Genomic DNA, 22374 nt, shown 5'->3' with positions numbered 1-22374 from the left:
GCGTTGCATCGTTGAGCTAAAGGGTGATTCGGTGAACGTGACGCCTCTGGTGTTGAGAGACAACACGCGATAACTCATTAGTAGGGATCACTATGCGCCAGAATCAACTAACAGACGGCTTGCAGGTTTTGGGTTATTTGGCTTACCTTTCTGCCGTTGGATGGATGACTTATACCCTGACCATGATTCCGCACACTTGGAATTATGTTTACTATTTATTCCCACTGATGATGATGATCGCACTCTTTGTGAAAGAGGCGTCTCTTAAGCATTTGTTTGCGTTTTCGTCATTGGCCCTGTTCGTTGTTGGTGGGCTGATTGACCCTTTTAACCTCGACGATATTCAGCTCTGCTTAATACTGCTTCCACTTTGTTACATCGTCCTTTTCCCCGGAACGTTGTGGCCGATCGCGGTCGGTGCTGCATTAATCAATAGTTACTTGTACCAACTTCCCGTGTCAGATTTTGATGCGTTTGTGGATTTCTCCATCCAACTCACGGCAATTACGCTGTTTTCGACGTTGCTTGTCTACTTTTATGTACAAACGCGTAAGCAAGCAGAGCAATTCCATCGCGATAGCGTCACCGACTATCTGACAAAATTGCCGAATGCGAATGCTTACAACGAATCTTTACAAAGAGTCGATAAGTCAAACTTGGCACGCTTTGGTTTGATTCATATCGGGATGGAAGGCTTTAAGAACGTCAATGATCGCCTAGGTTATCGACACGGTGATGCGCTGCTAATTGCATTTGCACATCATCTTAAGGACTTGGTTGAGTCTAAAGGCGAAATATTCCGGTTTGGTGGGGATGAATTTGTCATCCTAGTTGAAAGCAAGCACATTGAAGAGACGCTCCAAGAACTGGTCGATGAGTTATTGAAGCACCATAAAATGATGTTCAACATCGAAAATACCTCTCACCGAATTACCTATTGTATCGGTGTTGCTTACGCAACTGATGCGAAGGGAAACATGGAACTTTGGGCAAAAAATGCCGATTTTGCGTTGTACAAAGCGCGCACCGAAGGCGCTGGGTCTGTTTGTTGGTTTGACAACGAACTGTTGAGCGAGACTATTCGCCAGCATCAAATCGAAACAGAGATCAAAGATGCGTTGGCCAACAACCAATTTGTCTTACAGTACCAACCCAAAGTGTCGATTAGAGAGTCGAGGATTGTTGGTGCAGAAGCACTTATTCGTTGGCAGCATCCGGAGCTTGGTCCTATTTCGCCCGCTGAGTTCATTCCAGTTGCGGAAAAAACCACCCAGATTGTTCCGCTTGGTCAATGGATTATCAACCAAGCTTGTACACAGGCAAGGCAACTTAATGATCAAGGTCTCGATGTGTGCATTGCCATCAATGTATCAACGGTGCAATTTGCTCATGCCGACCTGTTTGATGTGCTGTGTAAAGCGCTTAAGCAAACCAAACTTCCTTCTCATCTCCTACAAGTCGAGATCACGGAATCCACGCTGATGAGTGATCCTGAACATATCACCGATATTTGCCGACAACTTCGTGCAATCGGCGTCACTATTGCGATAGACGACTTTGGTGTTGAGTATTCGTGCCTCAAATACCTCAAGCAACTGCCTATCGATGTGCTGAAAATTGACAAGTGTTTCGTTGATGAATGCTCTGTCAGCCATTCGGATCGAGTGCTGGTGAATACCATTGTTCAAATGGGGCACAGTCTGGGCATTAAGGTGATTGCTGAAGGTGTTGAACATGAAGAGCAGTTGGCGGTGCTTGAAGAGCTTGGATGCGACCAATATCAGGGTTACCTATTTTCACAACCGCTCTCTTATCAAGAGTTCTCTTCGATGATTCTACAAGAGCGTATTGAAGCGAGCTCCGCATAAAAGCCGCAACATGCGCTGCGGCTTAGCTTGGTGTTAATGAGTTAAGTAGTGTTTCACAAACTCAGTAATCTTAACCATGTCATCAATTGCGATGAACTCATCGGTAGTATGAACTTTCGCCATGCCTGTAGACACATTGACGGTGGTGAGCCCTTTGGCATTGAAGTTGTTCGCGTCGCTGCCGCCACCTGTTCCCTTGGTGTAAGGGCTAGCACCAATCGCTTCAAATGACGCTTTTACCGACTGAATATGAGGATGATCGTCAGCGATAACAAAGGCGTTGTAGGCACGTGTTGATTCAATGTCCACTTCGGCGCCGTGCTGCTTGGCAACTGATTGGAAAGTCTCGATCATGTGGTTGACCTGCGCATCGAGTTTATCACCGTTTAGTGAGCGTGCTTCCGCGACGATCTTAAGTTCTGGCATGACGATGTTAGTTGCGTTGCCGCCTTCGACAATACCAATGTTTGCGGTGGTTTCTTCATCAATACGAAGTAATTTCATCTGTGTAATGGCGTCAGCCGCGACTTGGATCGCACTGATGCCTTCTTCCGGCGCTAAGCCTGCGTGGGCTGGGCGACCTTTGATGTTAGCGACGATTTTTTGCTGTCCAGGCGCCGCGTTGACTATCGTACCAATTGGACCACCTGTATCGAGTACGATCGCTTTGTCCGATGTGATGAAAGACATGTCAAAATGCTCTGAACCAAACAATCCGCCTTCTTCGTGAACAGTGAATGCCAGTTCAATGGTTTTATGGTCGAGGTTTTCTGATTGAATGCAGCGAACGGCCTCCATGATCGCCGCAATGCCTGATTTGTCGTCACCACCGAGAATGGTGTTGCCTTTAGAACGGATGATGCCGTCTTCGATGATGGGCTCAATACCAATGCCTGGTGTCACGGTATCCATGTGACAGCTCAAAACAATGCTGTCTTCAATTTTGCCTTCGAGTCGAGCATAAACGTTGAAGCCATTAGAGACCTCTTCAGGCACAGGTAGCTTGTGAACCGTAAAGCCCAATTCACCTAGTTGCTCTGAGAGTGCTTGAGCAATGGCTTTCTCGTTTCTTGATTCACTGTCGATCTGAACGAGTTGGATAAAATGGTCAACAAGACGGTCGCGATTAATATGTGTCATTTTTATACCTAGGTAGAGAACAGAGGCGACCACCTTAGCCTTACTCGCAGTGAATAAATCTGAGGTAAATCAATCTAACCAACAACTTTACCTGTTTCTGACCAACTAACTGGTAACGGAGTAAAACGCACTCTCGCCGTGTAAAGCAAACTTTTCTTTGATGTAAAATATTTGTTACCAATTTATTTTGTTTAATTCATTGTTTTTATTGATTTTAGTATTCATCGTAGGCGATGTTTTACAGGTTATGTTGCAAGTTTGTGCGAGTGTAAAATGTCCGCCGTTGGTTCCTTTTATAAGTGAGATCGGCAAATCTTAGCTAAGACACGCTGAAACTAAAAAAGAGGGAACGACAATGAATCAAGCGTTTAATCCACTAGGCACTGACGGATTTGAATTTGTGGAGTACACGGCAGCGGATGAAAAAGGCATTCAAGATCTAAAATCACTGTTTAGCTCGCTGGGCTTTGCAGAAGTGGCTAAGCACCGTTCCAAAAATGCGTGGCTGTATCGCCAGGGTGACATCAACTTCATCGTCAATGCACAGCCTCACAGCCAAGCTGAAGCCTTCGCCAAAGTTCATGGTCCTTCGGTTTGTGGCATGGCATTTAGAGTGAAAGATGCCGCTGTTGCACACGCTCATGCTCTTGAGAATGGTGGGGAAGAGTACAAAACAGAAATCGGACCGATGGAGTTGAGCATTCCGGCGATTTATGGCATTGGTGAAAGCCTGCTCTATTTCGTTGACCGATACGGCAAGCAGAGCATCTACGATGTGGACTTTGTATTTTACCCTGATGCAGAGGAACGTTTGGCGAAAATGGACGTTGGTATGTATGAAATTGACCACCTGACGCACAACGTCAAACAGGGCAACATGGATGTCTGGTCGGGTTTCTATGAGCGAATCGGTAACTTCCGTGAGATTCGATACTTCGATATTGAGGGCAAACTAACGGGGCTTGTGAGCCGAGCGATGACCGCACCGTGTGGCAAAATTCGCATTCCGATCAATGAGTCGTCTGACGATAAGTCGCAGATCGAAGAGTTCATTCGTGAATACAACGGCGAAGGGATTCAGCATATTGCCTTGACGACAGATGACATCTACCAAACCGTGCAAACTCTACGAGATCGCGGAATGGACTTTATGCCAACACCGGGTACTTACTACGAGAAGGTGGATAGCCGCGTAGAGGGGCACTCAGAGGATGTAAACCGTCTTCGTGAGCTCGAAATCTTGATTGATGGCGCGCCGATGAAAGATGGCATCTTGCTGCAAATCTTTACTCAGACGGTCATTGGTCCTGTGTTCTTTGAAATCATTCAACGTAAAGGCAATGAAGGATTTGGGGAAGGTAATTTCAAAGCTCTATTTGAGTCGATCGAAGAAGACCAAATTCGCCGTGGAGTACTAAACGATGCATAAATGGATCACATTCCCTCACCGGGAGGGAGTGTGCTCCAAGCAAGCGCACGCAGACTTCCCGGAAGAGGCAATTTACGAGAGAGAGGCGGGAAGAAGCGGCTTTTTTGGCCCCGCAGCACACTTTCATCATCAACACGCACCTACAGGATGGAGTGAGTGGGAGGGAGAGCTACGCCCGAGAGCATTCAACTTCAATCTTGTCGAGAAAGCGAGCCAACTCTCTCCTTGGACGGTGCCCCATCTGCTTCAAAATGCAGATTGCAAAATTCGCGTTTGGCGCATGGATGAAAAAATGGAATTTCTGGTTAGGAATGCAGACGGTGACGAGCTGCTGTTTATCCACCAAGGGAAGGCCGATTTTTACAGTGACTATGGGCATTTAGAGGTAGGGGAAGGTGACTATGTGGTGATTCCTCGTTCAACCAATTGGCGCCTCGAACCGTCTGAGCCCATGTTTATTCTCATGGTTGAAAACACCGACGCCGCGTACACCTTGCCCGACAAAGGCATGGTCGGCAACCACGCTGTGTTTGATCCAGCCGTTCTGGAAGTGCCAGCGATTAATGAAAAATTTAAGGCGCAATATTCTGAGCAGTCAACCCAAGTGCAGGTAAAACGCCATGAGCAAATTAGCACGGTCACTTATCCGTTTAACCCATTGGACGCGATTGGTTGGCACGGTGATTTGGCGGTTGTCAAAGTAAACTGGCGTGACATAAGACCATTGATGTCACATCGCTACCATCTGCCGCCGTCGGCGCACACGACCTTCGTGGGCGCGGGTTTTGTGATTTGTACCTTTGTTCCAAGACCCATCGAAAGTGACCCAGGGGCATTGAAAGTGCCGTTTTACCACAACAATGATGATTATGACGAAGTGCTTTTCTACCACGCAGGGGACTTCTTTAGCCGAGACAATATCGAAGCGGGGATGGTCACTTTCCACCCAGCTGGATTTACTCATGGGCCGCACCCCAAAGCGTTTCAGGCTGGCCAAGAGTACAAGAAGAAGTTTACCGATGAAGTCGCTGTGATGATTGACACGCGCCACGCTCTCTCGTTTGGCGAAGAGGCAACCGCGGTTGAGAATAAAGAATACGTCTACAGCTGGAAAGGATAAGAATTAAGGGATTGAGTATGAAGTTAGCAACCTTAAAAAATGGCCGCCGAGATGGTTTGCTGGTGGTCGTCAATAGAGCATTAACCAAGTGTGTTGCGGTTCCTGAAATCGCAGAGACCATGCAGCAAGCCTTAGATGATTGGGATCGCGTTGAGCCTCAACTCCATGAAGTCTATCTCGCGCTGAATGAAGGCGAGCTAGTGCAGGAGCTGCCGTTTGATCAAAGTCGATGCGAATCGCCGCTACCTAGGGCTTACCAGTGGGCGGATGGCAGTGCATACGTCAATCACGTAGAGCTGGTTCGCAAGGCGCGTGGCGCGGAAATGCCCCCAAGCTTTTGGACTGACCCGTTAATGTACCAAGGAGGCTCTGATGCGTTTATTGGTCCTCGTGATGATATTCCACTAGGAAGCGAAGAGTGGGGCATCGATTTCGAAGGTGAAGTCGCGGTGGTAACAGGCGATGTGCCAATGGGCGTCACACCGGAGCAAGCTGCAAAGAGCATTAAACTGGTAATGTTAGTTAATGACGTGTCGCTACGCGGCCTGATCCCCAATGAACTGGGTAAAGGGTTCGGCTTTTTCCAATCGAAACCGTCGTCGGTCTTTTCCCCAGTAGCGGTGACGCCAGATGAGCTCGGTGATGACTGGGATGGTGGCAAACTAAACCTGCCGCTTATGTCTTACTACAATCATGAATTGTTTGGTAAACCGAATGCGGGCGTCGATATGACATTTGAGTTTCCAGAGCTTATCGCTCACGCGGCGAAAACTCGTCCGCTTTGTGCTGGGGCGATCATCGGGTCTGGTACGGTTTCTAACAAGCAGGGCACTGATCATGGAACCTCAATAGTTGAGGGTGGCGTCGGGTATTCGTGCATTGCTGAAGTCAGAATGATTGAGACGATCCGTGATGGCAAACCTACCACTTCTTTTATGAAGTTTGGCGACCATATAAAGATCGAGATGCTGGATGAGCAAGGTCACTCTATCTTTGGCTCGATTGAGCAGCACGTGGTGAAATACTAATGTCAGACATCACGCTTTATGGATATTGGCGCTCGTCAGCGGCCTATCGAGTTCGGATCGCCCTGAACTTGAAGCAATTGCCCTACAAACAGGCGTCCGTCCACTTAGTCAGAAATGGCGGAGAGCAGCACTCCGCCGATTTCCAGATGCTCAATCCCAGTGAACTTGTGCCCGTATTGGTCGATGGTGACGTGCGGCTTAATCAGTCGTTAGCCATCATCGATTACCTTGATGAGCAATACCCGGATGTTTTGCTGACCCCAGTAGAAAAAGAGAAGCGATATCTGGTGAAAGCGATGGCACAAGATATCGCAATAGATATCCATCCGCTCAACAACTTGCGCGTATTACAGTACCTTGCTGGCCCAATGGGTATTGATGACATGAGTAAGCAGGCGTGGTACGCGCATTGGATTGATGTTGGCTTTTCGGGTTTGGAAAAGAAGTTGGCTCAAACAAGTGGTCGATACTGTGTCGGAAATGATGTTAGTTTGGTTGATGTATGTCTTGTGCCACAAGTGTACAACGCTGAGCGATTCAATATCGATATTACGCGCTATCCACACATTGAAAAAGTGACGTCGTCACTTAGATCATTGAGCGCTTTTGCTGATGCCGCTCCAGAGATTCAGCCTGACGCAGAATGATTGTGCGTGAATGAATGAGTGGTTGTGATTAGGCAAGATTCGAAAACAAAAAGGCCACCGATCTGGTGGCCTGCTCATCCCTGGAGAAATCTAATGCTTAACGCATTGCCTGCTGTTTTTCACGCTGTGCAAGTTCAGCAATGTTGAATTGACGGACATCCAATGTGGCCAGTTCATTACACTCTTGGCAAGAGTGGTGGCGCAGACCGTCAATGTAATCATGCGAGGTTAGTAGGCTTGGTTTTTTGCACCAATCGCATATGCCTTCGATAGTAAACATAGTGTTCTCCCCACCTTTATATACTAGGTGTTATCTTCGCGGCGTATTATGACATGACACCTATCAATAGGTTAATCATTTGTTATGGTTAATGGGAGAGTGATCGATTGCGCGAGCCCGTAACTTAAAGCCTGTCGAATATTTTGCTCTCGGCCCACTATGATTTGTAACTATTTATTAACGCAGCTTAGTATGATTTTCAACGCCGCATTCAAACGTTTCATATCTTCTTCACTGCCTTTCAAATCAGGATGGTAAATTTTACACAGCTGCTTATAGCGTGTTTTTATTTGCTTTGTATCTGGAATGGTATCTGGCTTATAGCCAAACAGTGCACATGCCAAGGAGAGCTTGTTCTCGCTCGCCGTTTTAGTCGGCTGAGAAGGTTGAGGTCTTTGCTGTGTCGCTTGCTGTTTTTTAAACTGGCGGTAAAGCGTCTCCAACTGGCGCTTTTGTGTTTTGATCGTCGCTTCGTGTTGTTTGATTTTGTTCTGTAGCTGGCGCTGCTCCTGCTTATTCTCTGACAAAGAATGTTGGCTGCTTTTGCTTAGAGAGCGAGTTGCCTTTAGGTGCCAAAAGAGCAAAGCAACGAGTGCAATACTCAGCGCGATGGATAAGTAAATAAAATCGTTGTTTGCTGCGCTCTCGGATTTTGATTGGGCCACAGGGCTTAACTCAATACCGCTATCGTCAAAGGCGACTTCTAACTGATCGATAGATGACACCTGTTTGGCTCGCTGGGCGTTAAACTGCATCTCAAGCACCTTCGCATAGGCGTCTTCTGCCTCTGGCACGTTTGGGGCGGCAACTTGATACCAAACTTCCGCCAAGGCAAGGTTGGATGGTGGTTGACTCAACCCTTCGTACACTTTGCCTAAATTGAACTGAGCTTGGTAGTTATCGCTTAGGGCAAGTCGAGTTAGCCAGTAGATGGCTTTTGCAACATCAGGTTGATGACTTTGATTGGCTAAGTAGACGTTAGCGAGATCAATCGCCGCTTGCTGGCTGCCAGAATCAGCAGCTTGTTCGAGCCAATAGATGGCTTCGTCTCGAGAGGCTTCAACACCGTCTCCGCTAAGGTACTTCTGACCGAGTTGCAACTGCGCATCGACATTCTGGCTTTGAGCTTGCTCGGTTAATGCTTCGATCGAAGCGGCATAGCTCAATGGACAAAAGATGAGCAGAATGAAAGCAATCAGTTTCAAGGCAATCCCTTACAGCGAATTTGGCGTTAGTCCTATAGTTTAAATCATTTGCGAGACAAATAAAAAAAGTGGCTTCAAGGAAGCCACTTATCTTTTATTAAAACGTATTCTCAGTTACTTCAACGGAAGAATTTGAATCTCAACACGGCGGTTACACGCACGGCCTTCTGCTGTGCTGTTGGTGCAAAGTGGGTAACGTTCACCATTGCCACGAGCAATAGCACGACCAGCCGCAACGCCTTGTGACACTAGGTAAGAGCGGACCGATTCAGCGCGACGCTCTGATAGGATTTGGTTGGTCGTATCGCTGCCTGTGCTGTCTGTATGGCCTTCAATAACCAAACTTGTGTCTGGGTATTCAACCAGAATTCGAGCGACACCGCGTAGGGTATTGTGGATGCTGCTATCGAGTTGATAAGAGCTAGAGCTGAACCCGATGCCATTTTCTAAGCGCAGAAGAAGTTGGTTTTCGCCAACACGTTCGACCTGAACACCAGAATTTAGCAGCTCTTGACGCAAAGCGGCTTCTTGTTGGTCAAAGTAGTAGCCTACGCCACCACCGACCGCGGCACCACCCGCTGCGCCGATAAGAGCACGCTTACGGCGATCTTTCGCGTCATCACCGGTTGCAACGCCAATTGCTGCACCTGCGATAGCACCAATGATTGCGCCGGAAGTTGCTGAATTTGTCTCTGATTCACCAGTTGTCGCGTTTTGGCGCTGAGTCGCCTGACAACCAGACAGTGCGATTGCGACAGCAAGGGCTAAGGTAATTTTCTTCACAATAAACATCTCCGTGTATCCAGATTCATTGCTCTGGAGTTTTGATTTGCCGAGGAATAAACCCCATCGACGCCTCTATGTCAATTCTGAACAGTGTATTTTACCAAACCTTAACCGAACCTGAACAAGCACCTAACGCAGCATTTTAGGGGCTTGAGCGCCGTCAATAGGGCGGTTGACTGAGACTTTTCGCCCTTTTTTCAAGCCGACCTCGTAATCTTCAGTGAGATTTTTCATCGCCTCTCGAAGCTGTTGCTTAAAGGTCTCTCGGTCTATGTTTTGGAACTCTTTATCAATGTAGTCGTCGATCTTTTTTGCGGACTCTTCATCTGGAGTAATAATAGGCAATTTTTCTAGTGCGCCTTCCACCCAGCCCGATAAAAATGAGTTTACGCGGCGAGTAACTTCGGTAGATGGAGTGCCGGTGCCGGCAAAACTGTTTCTAAAACGGCCCGTTTGCTCGTTCATTTCTCGGTAAATAATGTCGAAAGCAAAGGCAGCAAAAATAGCGCGGTCGGCTTCACCGATGAATTCAGCGCGCTTGAGTCCTTTATGATTTAGAAGTACCGCTTCTACGCCAAACTTGGTGTTAATACCACGAATGATACGTAGCAACTGAGAGCCAATGTTAGCAGGAAGGAGATGTGTCGATTGGGTTTTGCCCATTTTGATGAACTCAATATCGTCTTTGTCGAGACCATATTTGAGCATCAAGCTATGAGCCATCTTGATGGCGTTTGCTGCTTCATTCACATTCGCAGAGTTACCAAGTTCAAGGCATTTAGCAATTTTCTTCAGGGCTTTCTGTTTATTCATCGACAACTAAGAGGTACCTAATTTTGCAAAGTCGGCTATTTTACCGTGTTCTGAGGAAAAACGGAAATGTGGGTAGGGCTCTGATCACGAAGAATAATAGGGCGTGGTTTAAAAGGCAGTGGTGGGCAAAACGCCACTGATTATCCAGTGGCGCTCTAATTTTTTGAAGAACTGAGTAATTAAATACCTAGTTCATCGAAAAGGTCGTCAGCTGCAGATGCGCTTTCTTGCTTTGGTTCAGACTTGCTTGCCATGTTTTGACGTGCTTTCTCCAAAATCTCATCAGGGCACTCGTCTTCCACGGTTTCAAACTCTTCAAGCTGAATAAACTCTGTCTTATCCATCGCTAGCTCAAGGTAGAAAATGTTGCCTTTCTCTGTTGAGAAAGTAACTCGGCGAGCTTGCGGTCGATCAAGGTTTGTATCTACCGACAAGATTACCTGCTTATTCAACGTTAGCATCTTAGGTTGGTTTTGTGTGATGTGAGTTTGCAAGTCTTTGCGCACTTGGTTGGTAAAGTCACCGACCAGCTGGTTCATTAGCTCGCCCAGTACGTCCGCCACTTCATCTGAGGTGTGCAGTACAGCCAGTTCGTCTTCAGGCATGCCCATATTGCGCATGTAATTTGTGTACACTTCCAACGCCGCCTTGGCCGTGAAGTTGATGACGACGAGCCCTGAAAAACCACCATCGAATAGAACAAAGCAGCCAAAGTCTGGCTTTAGGCTGGTTTTGGTGATTTTTTGCACCATTGCTGAATAGGTGACAGGCGAGCTAGTTGCTGAAGTCAGTACCCCGGATACCGATTGGCAAAGTTTTAAAAGAATATCTTCTGTTGTGATAATTTTATTTTTCTTCATTGATGATTCGCTCATAAAGACACTTTAAATCAAGTCCATGATTTCTAAGTGTGGGAAAGAATTGCGATAAGTTCCAATTTGACACTGCATTTCTGTTTTGATCACCCTTTTAAATGTTGTAAAGTGACACAACTCAAAGATTATAACTTTATATATAGAACCCAATGCTGATTGGATCAGCGTAGTAGGGGCAGGAAGCAAATGTTACCAAGATTACACTCTCAATCTGATGTGGATCCCGTCGTCATCAGTTTTCTCGACAAATTGCGCCAATCTGGCTTTAGCGGGGACATCGAAAGCCAATATTCTAGCCGTTTAGCGGTCGCCACAGACAACAGTGTCTATCAACAACTCCCACAAGCTGTTGTTCATCCAAAAAACACTCAAGATGTCACTCTTATTGGTAAGTTAAGCGCACATTCCGATTTTGAACGCATCACGTTTTCACCTCGTGGAGGCGGTACCGGGACCAATGGTCAATCCCTGACTTCGGGTATCGTGGTCGATCTGTCTCGCCATATGAATAAGGTACTTGAAATCAATGAGCAGGAAGGTTGGGTTAGAGTTCAAACTGGTGTGGTTAAAGATCAGCTAAATGATGCCGTTCGACCTTACGGGTACTTTTTCTCTCCTGATCTTTCGACCAGTAATCGCGCCACCTTGGGTGGCATGATCAATACCGATGCGTCTGGTCAAGGCTCCTTAAAGTACGGTAAAACGTCAGATCACGTGCTATCGCTTCAAGCGGTATTCGCTGATGGGTCGGTTTTAGAATCAGATCTTTCTCATGGTCTGCCTAAAGAAGGTGAGTTCGCTTATCAAGCACTTAAAGTGACCGAGCAGGTTTGTCGAGAAAAGAGAGAGCAAATCAACAAAAAGTTTCCGCCGCTGAACCGTTTTTTGACAGGTTATGATCTGAAAAACGCGCTCGATGATGAGACCAATGAGTTCGACTTGACTCGCGTACTATGTGGCGCTGAAGGGTCATTGGCGTTTATCACTGAAGCGAAGCTCAATTTAACACCGATTCCTAAAGCTAGAACTCTGGTTAATGTAAAGTACGACTCGTTTGATTCAGCATTGCGCAACGCCCCCTTTATGGTCGAAGCCAATGCGCTATCGGTTGAGACTGTCGACTCTCGAGTGCTCAATTTGGCCAAGCAAGATATTGTTTGGCACACCGTGAGCGATCTTCTTACGGACGTCCCGGGCAAAGATATGCAAGGGATCAACATGGTGGAGTTTGCTGGCCAAGACGTCGATGAGGTCGAGTCTCAAGTCTCGGCGTTAACTGCGCGCATTGACCAGATGTTAGAGAATGGCGAAGCGGGCATTATCGGCTATCAAGTGTGTGATGATGTCGCAAGCATTGGTCGTATCTACAACATGCGTAAAAAAGCGGTCGGCTTACTCGGTGCAGCTAAAGGTCGAGCAAAGCCTGTCGCGTTTGCTGAAGATACTTGTGTGCCTCCTGAGAACTTGGCGGATTTTATTGCAGAGTTCCGCGAGCTGCTAGATGCCAAACAGCTTAACTATGGCATGTTTGGCCACGTTGATGCTGGCGTTCTTCACGTAAGGCCAGCTTTGGATCTTTGCGATCCGAAGCAAGAGGCGCTAATGCACCAGATTTCTGATGAAGTGGTGAAGCTGGTCGCCAAATACGGTGGTTTAATGTGGGGCGAGCACGGCAAGGGTTATCGTTCTGAATATGGCCCTGAGTTCTTTGGGCAAGAGCTATTTACAGAGCTGAGACGAGTTAAAGGTGCCTTTGACCCTCACAACAAGATGAATCCGGGTAAGATTTGTACACCGCTTGAAAGCAATGCTGAACTGGTCAAAGTGACCGATACCAAGCGTGGCTTCTATGACCGACAAATCGATGTGCAGGTGCGTGATAGCTTTAAGCAGGCGATGGAGTGTAATGGCAACGGATTGTGTTTTAACTACGATACGTCATCGCCAATGTGTCCATCGATGAAAGTTACCGCAGATCGTCGTCATTCGCCAAAAGGTCGCGCTGGTTTGGTTCGAGAGTGGCTGCGACAGTTAACCGAGCAAGGCATCGATATTCTCGATTTAGAAAAGCAAACCCTAGAGCAAACGGCATCGATAAAAACCATGCTCGATCGGGTTCGCAACAGTTTTAATAAGCGCCATGAGTACGATTTTTCGCATGAAGTCCATGAGGCAATGAATGGCTGTTTGGCGTGTAAAGCGTGTGCCAGCCAGTGCCCGATTAAAGTCGATGTACCGAGTTTCCGCTCACGCTTCCTCAATATCTACTACTCACGTTATCAGCGTCCTGCGAAGGATTACCTTGTTGCCAATATTGAAACCATGCTGCCGTTGATGGCGAAAGCACCAAAGGTTGTGAATACCGCTCTGAAACAGAAGTGGGTGCAAGACCTGACGGTATCAACGGTTGGCTATGTGGATGCGCCGTTAATGTCGGTTCCGACACTAGAGAAGCGTTTGTCAGGGTTGAAGCCATTTGATTTGCAGGCGCTAGCAGCGTTGTCAAAAGAAGACAAAGCAAATCACGTCGTTATCGTTCAAGACCCGTTCACGAGCTATTACGATGCAGAAGTGGTCGAAGACTTTGCAAACCTGATTGTGAAACTTGGCAAAACACCAGTACTGCTCCCGTTTAAACCAAATGGAAAAGCGCAACATGTGAAAGGGTTCCTTAAGCGCTTTGCCAGCAATGCCGCAAATACTGCAGCGTTCTTACAGCAAGTTGCTGATATTGATATCCCCTTAGTGGGTGTCGATCCGGCGTTAGTGCTTTGCTACCGCGATGAGTACACGGAAGTGCTTGGAGACAAGCGTGGCGACTTCAACGTACTGACGGCACATGAGTGGCTGGAGCCTCGCCTTAGTGAGTTCGAAGGGGTTAAAGAAGGGGCACAAGAGCCTTGGTACTTACTCGCTCACTGTACTGAAAAAACTAAAATGCCAAATGCAGAAAAAGAGTGGGGCAGCATCTTTAAGCATTTCGGTGCAGTATTAAATACGGTACCTGTTGGCTGCTGTGGAATGGCAGGCACGTTCGGCCATGAAGTGGATAAGCTGCAAATGTCGAAAGACATCTATGGTTTGAGTTGGAAACCAAACATAGAGCAGTTACCGAAAGAGCGCTGCCTAATTACGGGCTATTCTTGCCGAAGCCAAGTCAAACGGTTTGAAGGCATGAAGGTAAAACACCCAGTACAAGCACTGCTTTCGATTCTCTAATAATAAATAGCCCAGCGTTAAGTTGGGCTATTTTTTAATTGTTAACGCAAGGGATTACTTTATGTTTATGGATAAGCTCGAGTTAAAAGTTCCGCCCGTCGCCGTCTTTATTGTTCTTATGGTTATCGTTAATCGTTTGGCTCATGCTTTTACTGGGTTGACGATTTCGCTACCAGCACCTGGTGTAGTGTTTTTATTATGCTTCATATCGTCAGGAATTATCGGCATTGCAGGCGTAGTGGAATTTCGGCGTTCAAAAACAACAGTGAATCCGATAAAAGTTGAGAGTGCTTCAACAGTAGTCGACACTGGAATATTTGCTTACAGCCGAAACCCTATGTATCTGGCTTTGTTGTTATTATTAATCGGGTTTTCATATTGGCACCAAAATATACTGTCTATCATTTTCGCTTTTTCTTTTATTAACTATATGAATCGATTTCAAATAAAACCCGAAGAGAGAGCATTGGAGAAACTGTTTGGTGCGGAATATTTAGATTACAAGCAGAGAGTTAGACGTTGGATATAAACGTTACTACAAATGATGAGCTAATAAGCCCCTCGAACGAGGGGCTTAATTTTATCTGTTAAAAACTCGGTAATATCGCTTCTGGTACAAGGTGGTTGTGAACGGCCAGTTTAAGCAGCGAGTTTGCTTGCTCAATATCCAGTGCAAAATAGCGATCTTTATCATAGAAACTGACTTTCTCACGTAGGATCTGTTTCGCTTCTTCAACTCTTGGCGATGATTTTAGTGGCGCTCTAAAGTCGATGCCCTGTGCTGCAGATAAGTACTCTACAGCCAAAATGCCTCGAGTGTTTTCCGCCATATCACGCAGTCTGCGACCTGCAAATGTCGCCATCGAAACATGATCTTCTTGGTTGGCTGACGTTGGCAAGCTATCGACGGAAGCTGGGTGAGCTAGGGTCTTGTTTTCGCTTGCGAGTGCCGCAGAGGTTACCTGAGCAATCATAAAGCCAGAGTTTACTCCACCGTTGTCCACCAAGAATGGCGGAAGCTTACTTAAAGCGCTGTCAATCAACAGAGCCATACGTCTTTCTGATAGGCTGCCGATTTCTGCGATGGCAAGTGCTAGGTTATCGGCGGCCATAGCAACAGGTTCCGCGTGGAAGTTACCACCGGAGATGATGTCGCCATCTTCTGCGAACACAAGTGGGTTGTCAGACACTGAGTTTGCTTCAATTTCCAAGATGTCAGCGGCGTTTCGAATTTGCTGCAAACAAGCACCCATTACCTGAGGCTGGCAGCGCAACGAATAAGGATCCTGCACTTTTTCACAACCCGTATGTGATTCTCCAATCTCGCTGCTGACATCTAGCATGTGGCGATAGGCTAGAGCGGCGTCCATTTGTCCTCTGTGTCCACGAACGCGGTGAATACGTGGATCGAACGGGCGTCTACTACCTAATGCGGCTTCTACCGACATCGCACCACATACCGTGGCTGAAGCGAACAGATCTTCTGCTGCAAATAAACCTTCTAGAGCAAAGGCTGTCGAAGCTTGGGTACCATTTAGCAGTGCTAAACCTTCTTTAGGTGCTAAAGTGATCGGCTCAAGGCCAGCGATTTTCAGTGCCTCTAATCCAGAAATGATCTTTCCGTTGTGGCGCGCTTCACCTTCACCCAATAGAACCGTGCTCATGTGAGCAAGAGGCGCTAGGTCCCCAGAAGCGCCTACAGAGCCTTTCTGCGGAACGCATGGATAAACCTGAGAGTTCACCAAATCAATCAAGGCTTGAATCACTTTCAGGCGAATACCGGAATAGCCTCGAGACAAGCTATTGATCTTCAAGACCATCATCATGCGGACGGTTTCATCTGCCATAAGCTCGCCGATACCTGCAGCATGCGATAGCACGATACTTTTTTGCAGTGTTTCAAGATCTTCAGGGGCGATACGAGTGTTGGCCAGCAAACCGAAGCCAGTGTTGATGCCATAAACCGTGCGATCTTCAGCAATCACTTGCTCGACAACTTTCGTACTTTCATCAATGGCTGGAATCGCTTCTGGGTCCAACGACAGAATCACTGGAGAGCGACTGACTTGACGCAGTTCTTTTAAGCTAATAAATCCAGGCTTTAGCTGTAAATTTAACATCTTCATCTTCCTTTATTCAGCTGAGCTTATTTTAGCTTTTTCAGTTCTTCGTTAAGCATCGGTAAATCAAGACCTTGCTGTGCTGCACAGTTTTTCGCGATGTCATAGCCTGCATCAGCGTGGCGCATTACACCCGTTGCCGGATCGTTGTGTAACACGCGAGCGATACGTTGAGACGCGTCTTCACTACCATCACAACAGATAACCATTCCTGAGTGTTGAGAGAAGCCCATGCCAACGCCACCACCATGATGTAATGATACCCAGGTTGCGCCGCCCGCCGTGTTCAGCAGAGCATTGAGAAGTGGCCAGTCAGAAACGGCATCTGAGCCATCCATCATGCCCTCTGTTTCTCGGTTTGGACTTGCTACCGAACCTGAATCTAGATGATCACGGCCGATGACGATTGGCGCTTTTAGCTCGCCGTTTTTGACCATTTCATTGAATGCCTGACCGAGACGTTCGCGATCTTTCAATCCGACCCAACAAATACGAGCTGGTAAGCCTTGGAACTGGATTCGTTCGCGGGCCATGTCCAGCCAATTGTGGAGGTGTGGGTTGTCTGGGATAAGCTCTTTTACTTTTTGGTCAGTTTTGTAAATGTCTTCTGGATCGCCTGATAGCGCAGCCCAGCGGAATGGACCAATTCCCTCACAAAACAGAGGACGAATGTACGCAGGGACAAAGCCCGGGAAGTCGAATGCGTTTTCTACGCCTTCTTCTAGCGCCATCTGACGAATGTTGTTGCCGTAATCGAGTGTTGCTGCGCCGCGTTCTTGAAGGTCAAGCATCGCTTTGACTTGCACTGCCATTGATTCTTTTGCTGCTTTAACCACCGCCGCTTCATCTTTAAGGCGCATGTCAGCAGCGTGTTCCATTGACCAGCCCAGTGGTAGGTAACCATTTAATGGGTCGTGCGCAGAGGTTTGGTCGGTAACAACGTCTGGAGTAATGTTACGCTCTACAAGTTCAGGGAACACATCGGCTGCATTGGCAAGTAGGCCCACAGAAACCGGAGTGTCTGATTCGTAGATAATCGCGAGGGCTTCGTCTAGGCTGGTGGCTTTCTTGTCGACATAGCCAGTACGTAAGCGGTAGTCAATGCGCGACTCATCGCACTCGACAGCAATCATAGAAAAGCCAGCCATAGTGCCAGCGAGAGGCTGAGCACCACCCATTCCCCCTAAGCCACCTGTTAGGATCCAGCGCCCTTTAGGATCGCCGTTGAAGTGCTTTTTCGCTACAGAAACAAAGGTTTCGTAAGTGCCTTGGACGATGCCTTGTGAGCCAATGTAAATCCAGCTTCCCGCGGTCATTTGTCCGTACATCATCAAACCCTGTTTATCGAGTTCGTTGAAGTGCTCCCAGTTAGCCCAGTGCGGCACCAAGTTAGAGTTAGCAATCAGTACGCGCGGTGCATTTTTATGAGTTGGGAATACACCAACAGGTTTACCCGATTGAACGAGTAAGGTTTGGTCGTCTTCAAGGCGCTCTAGCACTTCGACAATTTTATCGTAGCACTCCCAGTTTCGTGCAGCTCGACCAATGCCACCGTACACGACGAGTGAGTGAGGGTGCTCGGCAACATCTGGGTCTAGGTTGTTCATCAGCATGCGAAGTGGGGCTTCCGTCAGCCAAGATTTTGCTCTCAACTGCGTGCCATGTGGGGCACGAATTGTACGGCTAGTATCGAGACGCTTATCTTCTACTTGGCGTTCCGTCATGGTAAGACTCCTTGTGTTTCATGTTATTCAAGTAGTACGAAGCTCTCCAAGCCACCAAAGTGACTTGGTTCCACTACTTGGTTTAATGTTATTTTTCTGAAAATGCGTTGGCGATATCCCAACAAAGTCGAGCGGCTAATCTCGCCGTCTGACTGTCTACATCGTAGGTTGGGTTGTACTCGGCGATATCGGCAATCACTAACTTCTGCTTATAGTGCAAAATTCTGTCTAGAAATGGTGCGACGGTATCTATACTCACGCCTCTCGCAGCCGGGGCACTTACGCCAGGTGCTGTCGCCGCTGGAAAGACATCTAGGTCGATGGTGAGGTAGATATAATCACAGTTATCAATAAAGTGCTGTAATTGAGTTAAGTGGTACATGTGGTTGAGATGCGCAAGATCTTTGTCTTCCACGTACCAGACGCCAAGTTCTTCAGCTCGTTTAAACAGCGCTTCAGTATTACTTGCTCGACTGACCCCAAGGCAGGCGTAATGGAATGGCCAATCATGCTTTTTACAGTAATCATAAATTTGATTGAATGGCGTCCCAGAGCTTGGTTTTACATCGGCATGGCTACTTTCAAATGCCCGGAGATCAAAGTGCGCATCAAAGTTAATAATGCCAATCTTTGGCGGCTGTGACGGGCTAAGGTATTCAAAATATCTCGCGAGGCCTTGAAAGGAAGCCCAAGCGACTTCATGCCCCCCCCCTAAAGTGATGACAGGCGTTGAGCGCAATGCGGTTGCAATCACATCTGCACAAATCGATTGGTAGTGTTCGAGTCGATCATCTTCACAGACAACATTACCCAAATCGATAAGCGAGCTTTTTTTATGCCAAGCCATATTCGCTAAAGCACGGCGGATGAGATCGGGGGCTTTGCGTGCGCCTATTCGGCCTTTATTGCGAGCAACGCCGGCATCACAGGCAAAACCAAGTAAGCTAACGGCATTGTGATAGGGCTCTAGATCGCGAACTGGAATCTGTTTAATGACATGATGGACGCGTTTCCCGAGCGCACCATCTTCTGCGTCGTGACGCCCTTGCCAATGAAATTCTTGAACTGTTGACAGCGTTCTATCGCCAAATTGTTCAGACATGATCCAGTTCTCCTTTCACTAGGCGAGCAGAAAGACGTGACACGCCTTGTTGATAGCTAAAGTCAGCAGGGTGGGACACGTCCCAAATGGCGAGATCCGCATCAAACCCTACTTGTATCTGCCCGCGGCTTTCCCCGTATCCTAATGCTTTTGCTGCATGGCAAGTGACGCCACGCAGCGCTTCTTCAGGTGTGAGACCAAAGAGGGTACACCCCATATTCATCATCATAGTCAAATCTGCGAAAGGTGATGTACCAGGATTTAAATCGGTCGCAATGGCCATGGGCACTTTGTGCTTTCTTAGTAGCTCGATAGGAGGACGTTTTGTCTCCTTCAAAAAGTAGAATGCGCCAGGGAGCAACGTCGCGACAGTGCCTGATTGAGCCAATGCTTCAACGCCCGCTTGGTCGAGGTATTCGATATGATCGGCTGATAAGCCCTCGTACTGCGCGGTTAACGCGCTGCCGCCTAAATTAGATAATTGTTCAGTATGTCCCTTAACGCGGAGACCATGCTCTTTAGCGGTAACGAATACACGCTCTGTTTGCGCTAAATCGAAGCCAATCGATTCACAAAACACATCGACGCTGGTGGCGAGTTGCTCTTCTGCTACAAGCGGAATGATCTCTCGACACACGAAGTCAATATAGTCATCTGGTTTGCCTGCAAACTCTGGAGGAAGAGCGTGAGCGGCTAATAGGGTCGTGGTCACGCGTACTTTACGATGATCTTGCAATGCTTTAGCAGCACGCAACATTTTGATTTCATCATGCAGCGTTAAGCCGTAGCCAGATTTTACTTCGACCGACGTTACACCGCTGCGTAGCAAACCGTCTAACCGAGGCAACGCAAGTTCAATTAGTGCCTCTTCGCTGGCTTCGCGAGTTGCTCGTACTGTCGAGAGGATCCCGCCACCCTGTTTAGCAATCTCTTGATAAGGCACGCCTTTCAAACGCATCTCGAATTCGTTGGCACGGTTGCCCGCGTAGACGAGGTGAGTGTGGCAGTCAATAAAGCCGGGAGTCACCAGTTGTCCTTGGCAATCATAGCTTTCCGACTTGGCGGTCTCTACGTTACCTCCAATCTCGGCAATGATTCCTTGTCGAATAGCAATATTTGTTGGCTCGCTAATCTCATAACCACAATCACCAGGCACCATTGACACGAGTCTGGCGTTAGTAAGCACCAAATCAAATGACGGAGATCGTTGCTGTTCGAACATACTGCATATTCCATTAATTAAATGTATATACAAATACTCGTCCAGGATAGTCAATTGATCAAGTGAGATGTTGCGAAAATGTGATCGATGAAAAAGTATGAAATGCTCTAAGAGAGCAGAACTTTAGAACTTAATTTGTAGCGAGTGCCGGGGTGGTAGAGCAATGCTGAGCTCACAAGCTTGTCTTGACTCCACGTACGTCGGTTAAGCAAAAGGCAGGGTTCATTTGCTCCTAACTTTAACGCAGAGCGAACGTGGTCGTCGGCGACAATCGCTTCAACGGTATGCTCGATAGCACTGAGTGGGCAGTTTTGCGATAAGTATTGATTGGGTGTGATTTCGGTAAAGTCTTGCTCGAGATACCCTGGAGCATAAGCAGCATTGACCCAACGTAGTTCATATTGAATGGGTGATTTATCTTCAAAGTGAATGATTTCACTATAAAAAACAGCCGTCCCTAACATCACGCCGAGTTTAGTCGCGATGGTTTCGTCAGCTTGGAGCGCGGTTTGAGTCACCACTTTGCTTGAGTAGGATTTACCCCTGTGGGCGACTTCTTCTGCAATATTTCGGATATCGAGCAAAGGTGATTCCGCTTTATCTTCGTTGCTACAGACAAACGTACCTAGGCGAGGTCTGCGCTGCAACTTTCCTTCGGCGACAAGATCCCGAATTGCTTTATTTACTGTCATCCGACTGACATTAAACTGCTTGGTCAATTCGATTTCAGTGGTGATTCTGTGCCCGATTGGCCACTGACCAGACTCAATTTTGTCGTTAATGTACTTTTTGATTTGAAGATAAAGCGGGGAGTTACTCATTAGATGACATCGCCGTATACTTATTGACTATACAAATGGTTATACATTTGAAAGGATATTGCAAGTCACGCTGCAAAAGCCTTGATGGTAATCCTCATTAAAAAGTGAGAAAGCCTATGTGTTTTCAGGAAAATAGTCGATAAAGGGCTTGCTTAGTTCTTGCTGTCCACGTTAAATCAATGCAAACAATGACAATCATAAGGATAAAAGATGTTTGGTAAGTTGAAAGCATCCTTGGGTATTGGCGCTGCGAAAGTCGATACTGTTTTAGAAAGTATGTCAGTATTTCAAGGTGAAACCCTTAAAGGTACCGTCCATATTCAAGGTGGTGACGTTGAGCAGCAAATTGATGCCATCAATTTAAAGCTGTGTACGGAAGTCAAAGTGGAAAGTGATGATAGTGTGAGCTACCAAGACTTCATCATAGGCAAGCTGCAAGCCGTTCAGCCTTTCACCATTCAGCCTGGTGAAAACAAGCAGGTTCCATTTGAGTTGAAATTGGATGATGAAACCCCGATTACGGCGCTTAATGCATTAAAGAATCAGTGTCACGTCTGGGTAGAAACCACGCTTGATATCGATTTTGCGATTGACCCTAAAGATCGTGATTTTGTTGAAGTAAAGCCTCTTCCGGTTGCGTCCCGTGTGATTTCAGCAATCGAGCAAGCCGGCTTTTCGATGGTGAAAGCAGATGTTGAAAAAGGGCATTTACGCGGTAGCAACTTCTCTTCGAAGTCTGGCTGCTACCAAGAGATTGAGTTTCGAAAGAATGGCTTCATCAATAAGAAAGAGATCGAACTGTCGTTTATTTTAGATGGTCGTGTGATGCACTGTTTAGCAGAAGTCGACCGCTCACTCAGCATGAGAGGCGATCAATACGTTTCCTTCACTCTGGCGCTAGATGCAAGTGAGGCTGAAATCAGCTCGGCGGTGAATCGAGTGCTCTCAGTCTAGTTGAACATCAAGCAATACATT

19 protein-coding genes are annotated in these 22374 nt (G+C 47.1%); 8 read left to right on the top strand and 11 right to left on the bottom strand.

The genetic code is table 11. The features are described from left to right. Nucleotides 1-92 precede the first annotated feature (92 nt). Nucleotides 93-1868 (top strand): putative bifunctional diguanylate cyclase/phosphodiesterase, encoded by a 1776-nt coding sequence (locus RJ47_RS15085; RefSeq protein WP_039484867.1) that lies wholly within the window; start codon nucleotides 93-95, stop codon nucleotides 1866-1868. Between the two features lie 33 nt (nucleotides 1869-1901). On the opposite strand, the gene RJ47_RS15080 is transcribed toward RJ47_RS15085, so the two are convergent. Next, nucleotides 1902-3008, bottom strand: a complete 1107-nt coding sequence (locus RJ47_RS15080) for a M20/M25/M40 family metallo-hydrolase (RefSeq protein WP_039484865.1) — start codon at nucleotides 3006-3008, stop codon at nucleotides 1902-1904. 355 nt (nucleotides 3009-3363) lie between these two features. Here RJ47_RS15080 and hppD point away from each other — a divergent pair, with 355 nt between their 5' ends. Genes hppD through maiA form a run of 4 tightly spaced genes read left to right on the top strand, consistent with a single transcriptional unit; the run spans nucleotide 3364 to nucleotide 7232 of the window. Then, entirely contained in the window at nucleotides 3364-4437 is a 1074-nt protein-coding gene (hppD, locus tag RJ47_RS15075) for a 4-hydroxyphenylpyruvate dioxygenase (RefSeq protein ID WP_039476864.1), read from the top strand. Continuing rightward, a complete protein-coding gene (locus RJ47_RS15070) occupies nucleotides 4430-5557 on the top strand; it encodes a homogentisate 1,2-dioxygenase (protein ID WP_039484861.1) in 1128 nt (375 codons plus the stop codon). The genes hppD and RJ47_RS15070 overlap by 8 nt, the downstream gene beginning before the upstream one ends. 17 nt (nucleotides 5558-5574) lie before the next feature. Beyond that, a complete protein-coding gene (locus RJ47_RS15065) occupies nucleotides 5575-6585 on the top strand; it encodes a fumarylacetoacetate hydrolase family protein (protein WP_039484858.1) in 1011 nt (336 codons plus the stop codon). Next, nucleotides 6585-7232, top strand: a complete 648-nt coding sequence (gene maiA, locus RJ47_RS15060) for a maleylacetoacetate isomerase (protein ID WP_039484854.1) — start codon at nucleotides 6585-6587, stop codon at nucleotides 7230-7232. Before RJ47_RS15065 ends, maiA begins: the two co-directional genes overlap by 1 nt. A gap of 97 nt (nucleotides 7233-7329) precedes the next feature. Here maiA and RJ47_RS15055 read toward each other — a convergent pair whose 3' ends face one another. From RJ47_RS15055 to RJ47_RS15035, 5 genes are all read right to left on the bottom strand, one after another. Further along, the gene (locus RJ47_RS15055; RefSeq protein WP_005470666.1) at nucleotides 7330-7512 is read right to left on the bottom strand and encodes a hypothetical protein; all 183 of its coding nucleotides are present in this window, start codon (nucleotides 7510-7512) and stop codon (nucleotides 7330-7332) included. Nucleotides 7513-7682: 170 nt separating this feature from the next. Continuing rightward, nucleotides 7683-8717, bottom strand: coding sequence for a J domain-containing protein (locus RJ47_RS15050; RefSeq protein WP_039484851.1), 1035 nt, complete (start codon nucleotides 8715-8717; stop codon nucleotides 7683-7685). A gap of 114 nt (nucleotides 8718-8831) precedes the next feature. Continuing rightward, complete coding sequence (locus tag RJ47_RS15045) at nucleotides 8832-9500, bottom strand: OmpA family protein (protein ID WP_038139069.1); 669 nt, start codon at nucleotides 9498-9500, stop codon at nucleotides 8832-8834. A 132-nt stretch (nucleotides 9501-9632) separates the two neighbouring features. Further along, entirely contained in the window at nucleotides 9633-10316 is a 684-nt protein-coding gene (locus RJ47_RS15040; protein WP_039476855.1) for a DUF2786 domain-containing protein, read from the bottom strand. Between the two features lie 179 nt (nucleotides 10317-10495). Beyond that, a complete protein-coding gene (locus RJ47_RS15035) occupies nucleotides 10496-11176 on the bottom strand; it encodes a DUF3334 family protein (protein WP_038139067.1) in 681 nt (226 codons plus the stop codon). Between the two features lie 201 nt (nucleotides 11177-11377). Here RJ47_RS15035 and RJ47_RS15030 point away from each other — a divergent pair, with 201 nt between their 5' ends. Both RJ47_RS15030 and RJ47_RS15025 read left to right on the top strand, forming a co-directional pair. Then, entirely contained in the window at nucleotides 11378-14410 is a 3033-nt protein-coding gene (locus RJ47_RS15030; protein ID WP_039484848.1) for an FAD-binding and (Fe-S)-binding domain-containing protein, read from the top strand. A gap of 67 nt (nucleotides 14411-14477) precedes the next feature. Further along, a complete protein-coding gene (locus RJ47_RS15025) occupies nucleotides 14478-14939 on the top strand; it encodes a methyltransferase family protein (RefSeq protein WP_039485245.1) in 462 nt (153 codons plus the stop codon). A 58-nt stretch (nucleotides 14940-14997) separates the two neighbouring features. Here the strand turns inward: RJ47_RS15025 and hutH are convergent, their stop codons facing one another. From hutH to hutC, 5 genes are all read right to left on the bottom strand, one after another. After that, the gene (gene hutH, locus RJ47_RS15020; protein ID WP_197058143.1) at nucleotides 14998-16536 is read right to left on the bottom strand and encodes a histidine ammonia-lyase; all 1539 of its coding nucleotides are present in this window, start codon (nucleotides 16534-16536) and stop codon (nucleotides 14998-15000) included. Between the two features lie 20 nt (nucleotides 16537-16556). Further along, nucleotides 16557-18254 (bottom strand): urocanate hydratase, encoded by a 1698-nt coding sequence (gene hutU, locus RJ47_RS15015; protein ID WP_038138325.1) that lies wholly within the window; start codon nucleotides 18252-18254, stop codon nucleotides 16557-16559. Nucleotides 18255-18342: 88 nt separating this feature from the next. After that, nucleotides 18343-19356, bottom strand: coding sequence for a formimidoylglutamase (gene hutG, locus RJ47_RS15010; RefSeq protein WP_039484843.1), 1014 nt, complete (start codon nucleotides 19354-19356; stop codon nucleotides 18343-18345). Beyond that, nucleotides 19349-20515, bottom strand: coding sequence for an imidazolonepropionase (gene hutI, locus RJ47_RS15005; RefSeq protein WP_052237970.1), 1167 nt, complete (start codon nucleotides 20513-20515; stop codon nucleotides 19349-19351). The genes hutG and hutI overlap by 8 nt, the downstream gene beginning before the upstream one ends. Before the next feature lie 170 nt (nucleotides 20516-20685). Beyond that, nucleotides 20686-21399 carry a histidine utilization repressor gene (gene hutC / locus RJ47_RS15000; RefSeq protein WP_038215076.1) on the bottom strand — a complete coding sequence of 238 codons (714 nt, stop codon included), beginning with the start codon at nucleotides 21397-21399 and terminating at the stop codon, nucleotides 20686-20688. A gap of 210 nt (nucleotides 21400-21609) precedes the next feature. On the opposite strand from hutC, the gene RJ47_RS14995 reads away from it, so the two are divergent. Further along, complete coding sequence (locus tag RJ47_RS14995) at nucleotides 21610-22353, top strand: sporulation protein (protein WP_039484836.1); 744 nt, start codon at nucleotides 21610-21612, stop codon at nucleotides 22351-22353. Nucleotides 22354-22374 lie beyond the last annotated feature (21 nt).

The sequence above is a fragment of the Vibrio sinaloensis genome (genome assembly GCF_000808535.1).
In the GTDB taxonomy this organism is placed as follows: domain Bacteria; phylum Pseudomonadota; class Gammaproteobacteria; order Enterobacterales; family Vibrionaceae; genus Vibrio; species Vibrio sinaloensis_D.
Note: the sequence above shows the minus strand (reverse complement) of the source record. Positions and strands in the feature narration are given on the sequence as shown.

What these genes read in the sequence shown, in the direction of transcription:
- RJ47_RS15085 (WP_039484867.1), top strand. Translation starts at nt 93, where the DNA reads ATGCGCCAGAATCAACTAACAGACGGCTTGCAGGTTTTGGGTTATTTG.
- RJ47_RS15080 (WP_039484865.1), bottom strand. Translation starts at nt 3,008, where the DNA reads ATGACACATATTAATCGCGACCGTCTTGTTGACCATTTTATCCAACTC.
- hppD (WP_039476864.1), top strand. Translation starts at nt 3,364, where the DNA reads ATGAATCAAGCGTTTAATCCACTAGGCACTGACGGATTTGAATTTGTG.
- RJ47_RS15070 (WP_039484861.1), top strand. Translation starts at nt 4,430, where the DNA reads ATGCATAAATGGATCACATTCCCTCACCGGGAGGGAGTGTGCTCCAAG.
- RJ47_RS15065 (WP_039484858.1), top strand. Translation starts at nt 5,575, where the DNA reads ATGAAGTTAGCAACCTTAAAAAATGGCCGCCGAGATGGTTTGCTGGTG.
- maiA (WP_039484854.1), top strand. Translation starts at nt 6,585, where the DNA reads ATGTCAGACATCACGCTTTATGGATATTGGCGCTCGTCAGCGGCCTAT.
- RJ47_RS15055 (WP_005470666.1), bottom strand. Translation starts at nt 7,512, where the DNA reads ATGTTTACTATCGAAGGCATATGCGATTGGTGCAAAAAACCAAGCCTA.
- RJ47_RS15040 (WP_039476855.1), bottom strand. Translation starts at nt 10,316, where the DNA reads ATGAATAAACAGAAAGCCCTGAAGAAAATTGCTAAATGCCTTGAACTT.
- RJ47_RS15035 (WP_038139067.1), bottom strand. Translation starts at nt 11,176, where the DNA reads ATGAAGAAAAATAAAATTATCACAACAGAAGATATTCTTTTAAAACTT.
- RJ47_RS15030 (WP_039484848.1), top strand. Translation starts at nt 11,378, where the DNA reads ATGTTACCAAGATTACACTCTCAATCTGATGTGGATCCCGTCGTCATC.
- RJ47_RS15025 (WP_039485245.1), top strand. Translation starts at nt 14,478, where the DNA reads ATGGATAAGCTCGAGTTAAAAGTTCCGCCCGTCGCCGTCTTTATTGTT.
- hutH (WP_197058143.1), bottom strand. Translation starts at nt 16,536, where the DNA reads ATGAAGATGTTAAATTTACAGCTAAAGCCTGGATTTATTAGCTTAAAA.
- hutU (WP_038138325.1), bottom strand. Translation starts at nt 18,254, where the DNA reads ATGACGGAACGCCAAGTAGAAGATAAGCGTCTCGATACTAGCCGTACA.
- hutG (WP_039484843.1), bottom strand. Translation starts at nt 19,356, where the DNA reads ATGTCTGAACAATTTGGCGATAGAACGCTGTCAACAGTTCAAGAATTT.
- hutI (WP_052237970.1), bottom strand. Translation starts at nt 20,515, where the DNA reads ATGGTGCCTGGTGATTGTGGTTATGAGATTAGCGAGCCAACAAATATT.
- hutC (WP_038215076.1), bottom strand. Translation starts at nt 21,399, where the DNA reads ATGAGTAACTCCCCGCTTTATCTTCAAATCAAAAAGTACATTAACGAC.
- RJ47_RS14995 (WP_039484836.1), top strand. Translation starts at nt 21,610, where the DNA reads ATGTTTGGTAAGTTGAAAGCATCCTTGGGTATTGGCGCTGCGAAAGTC.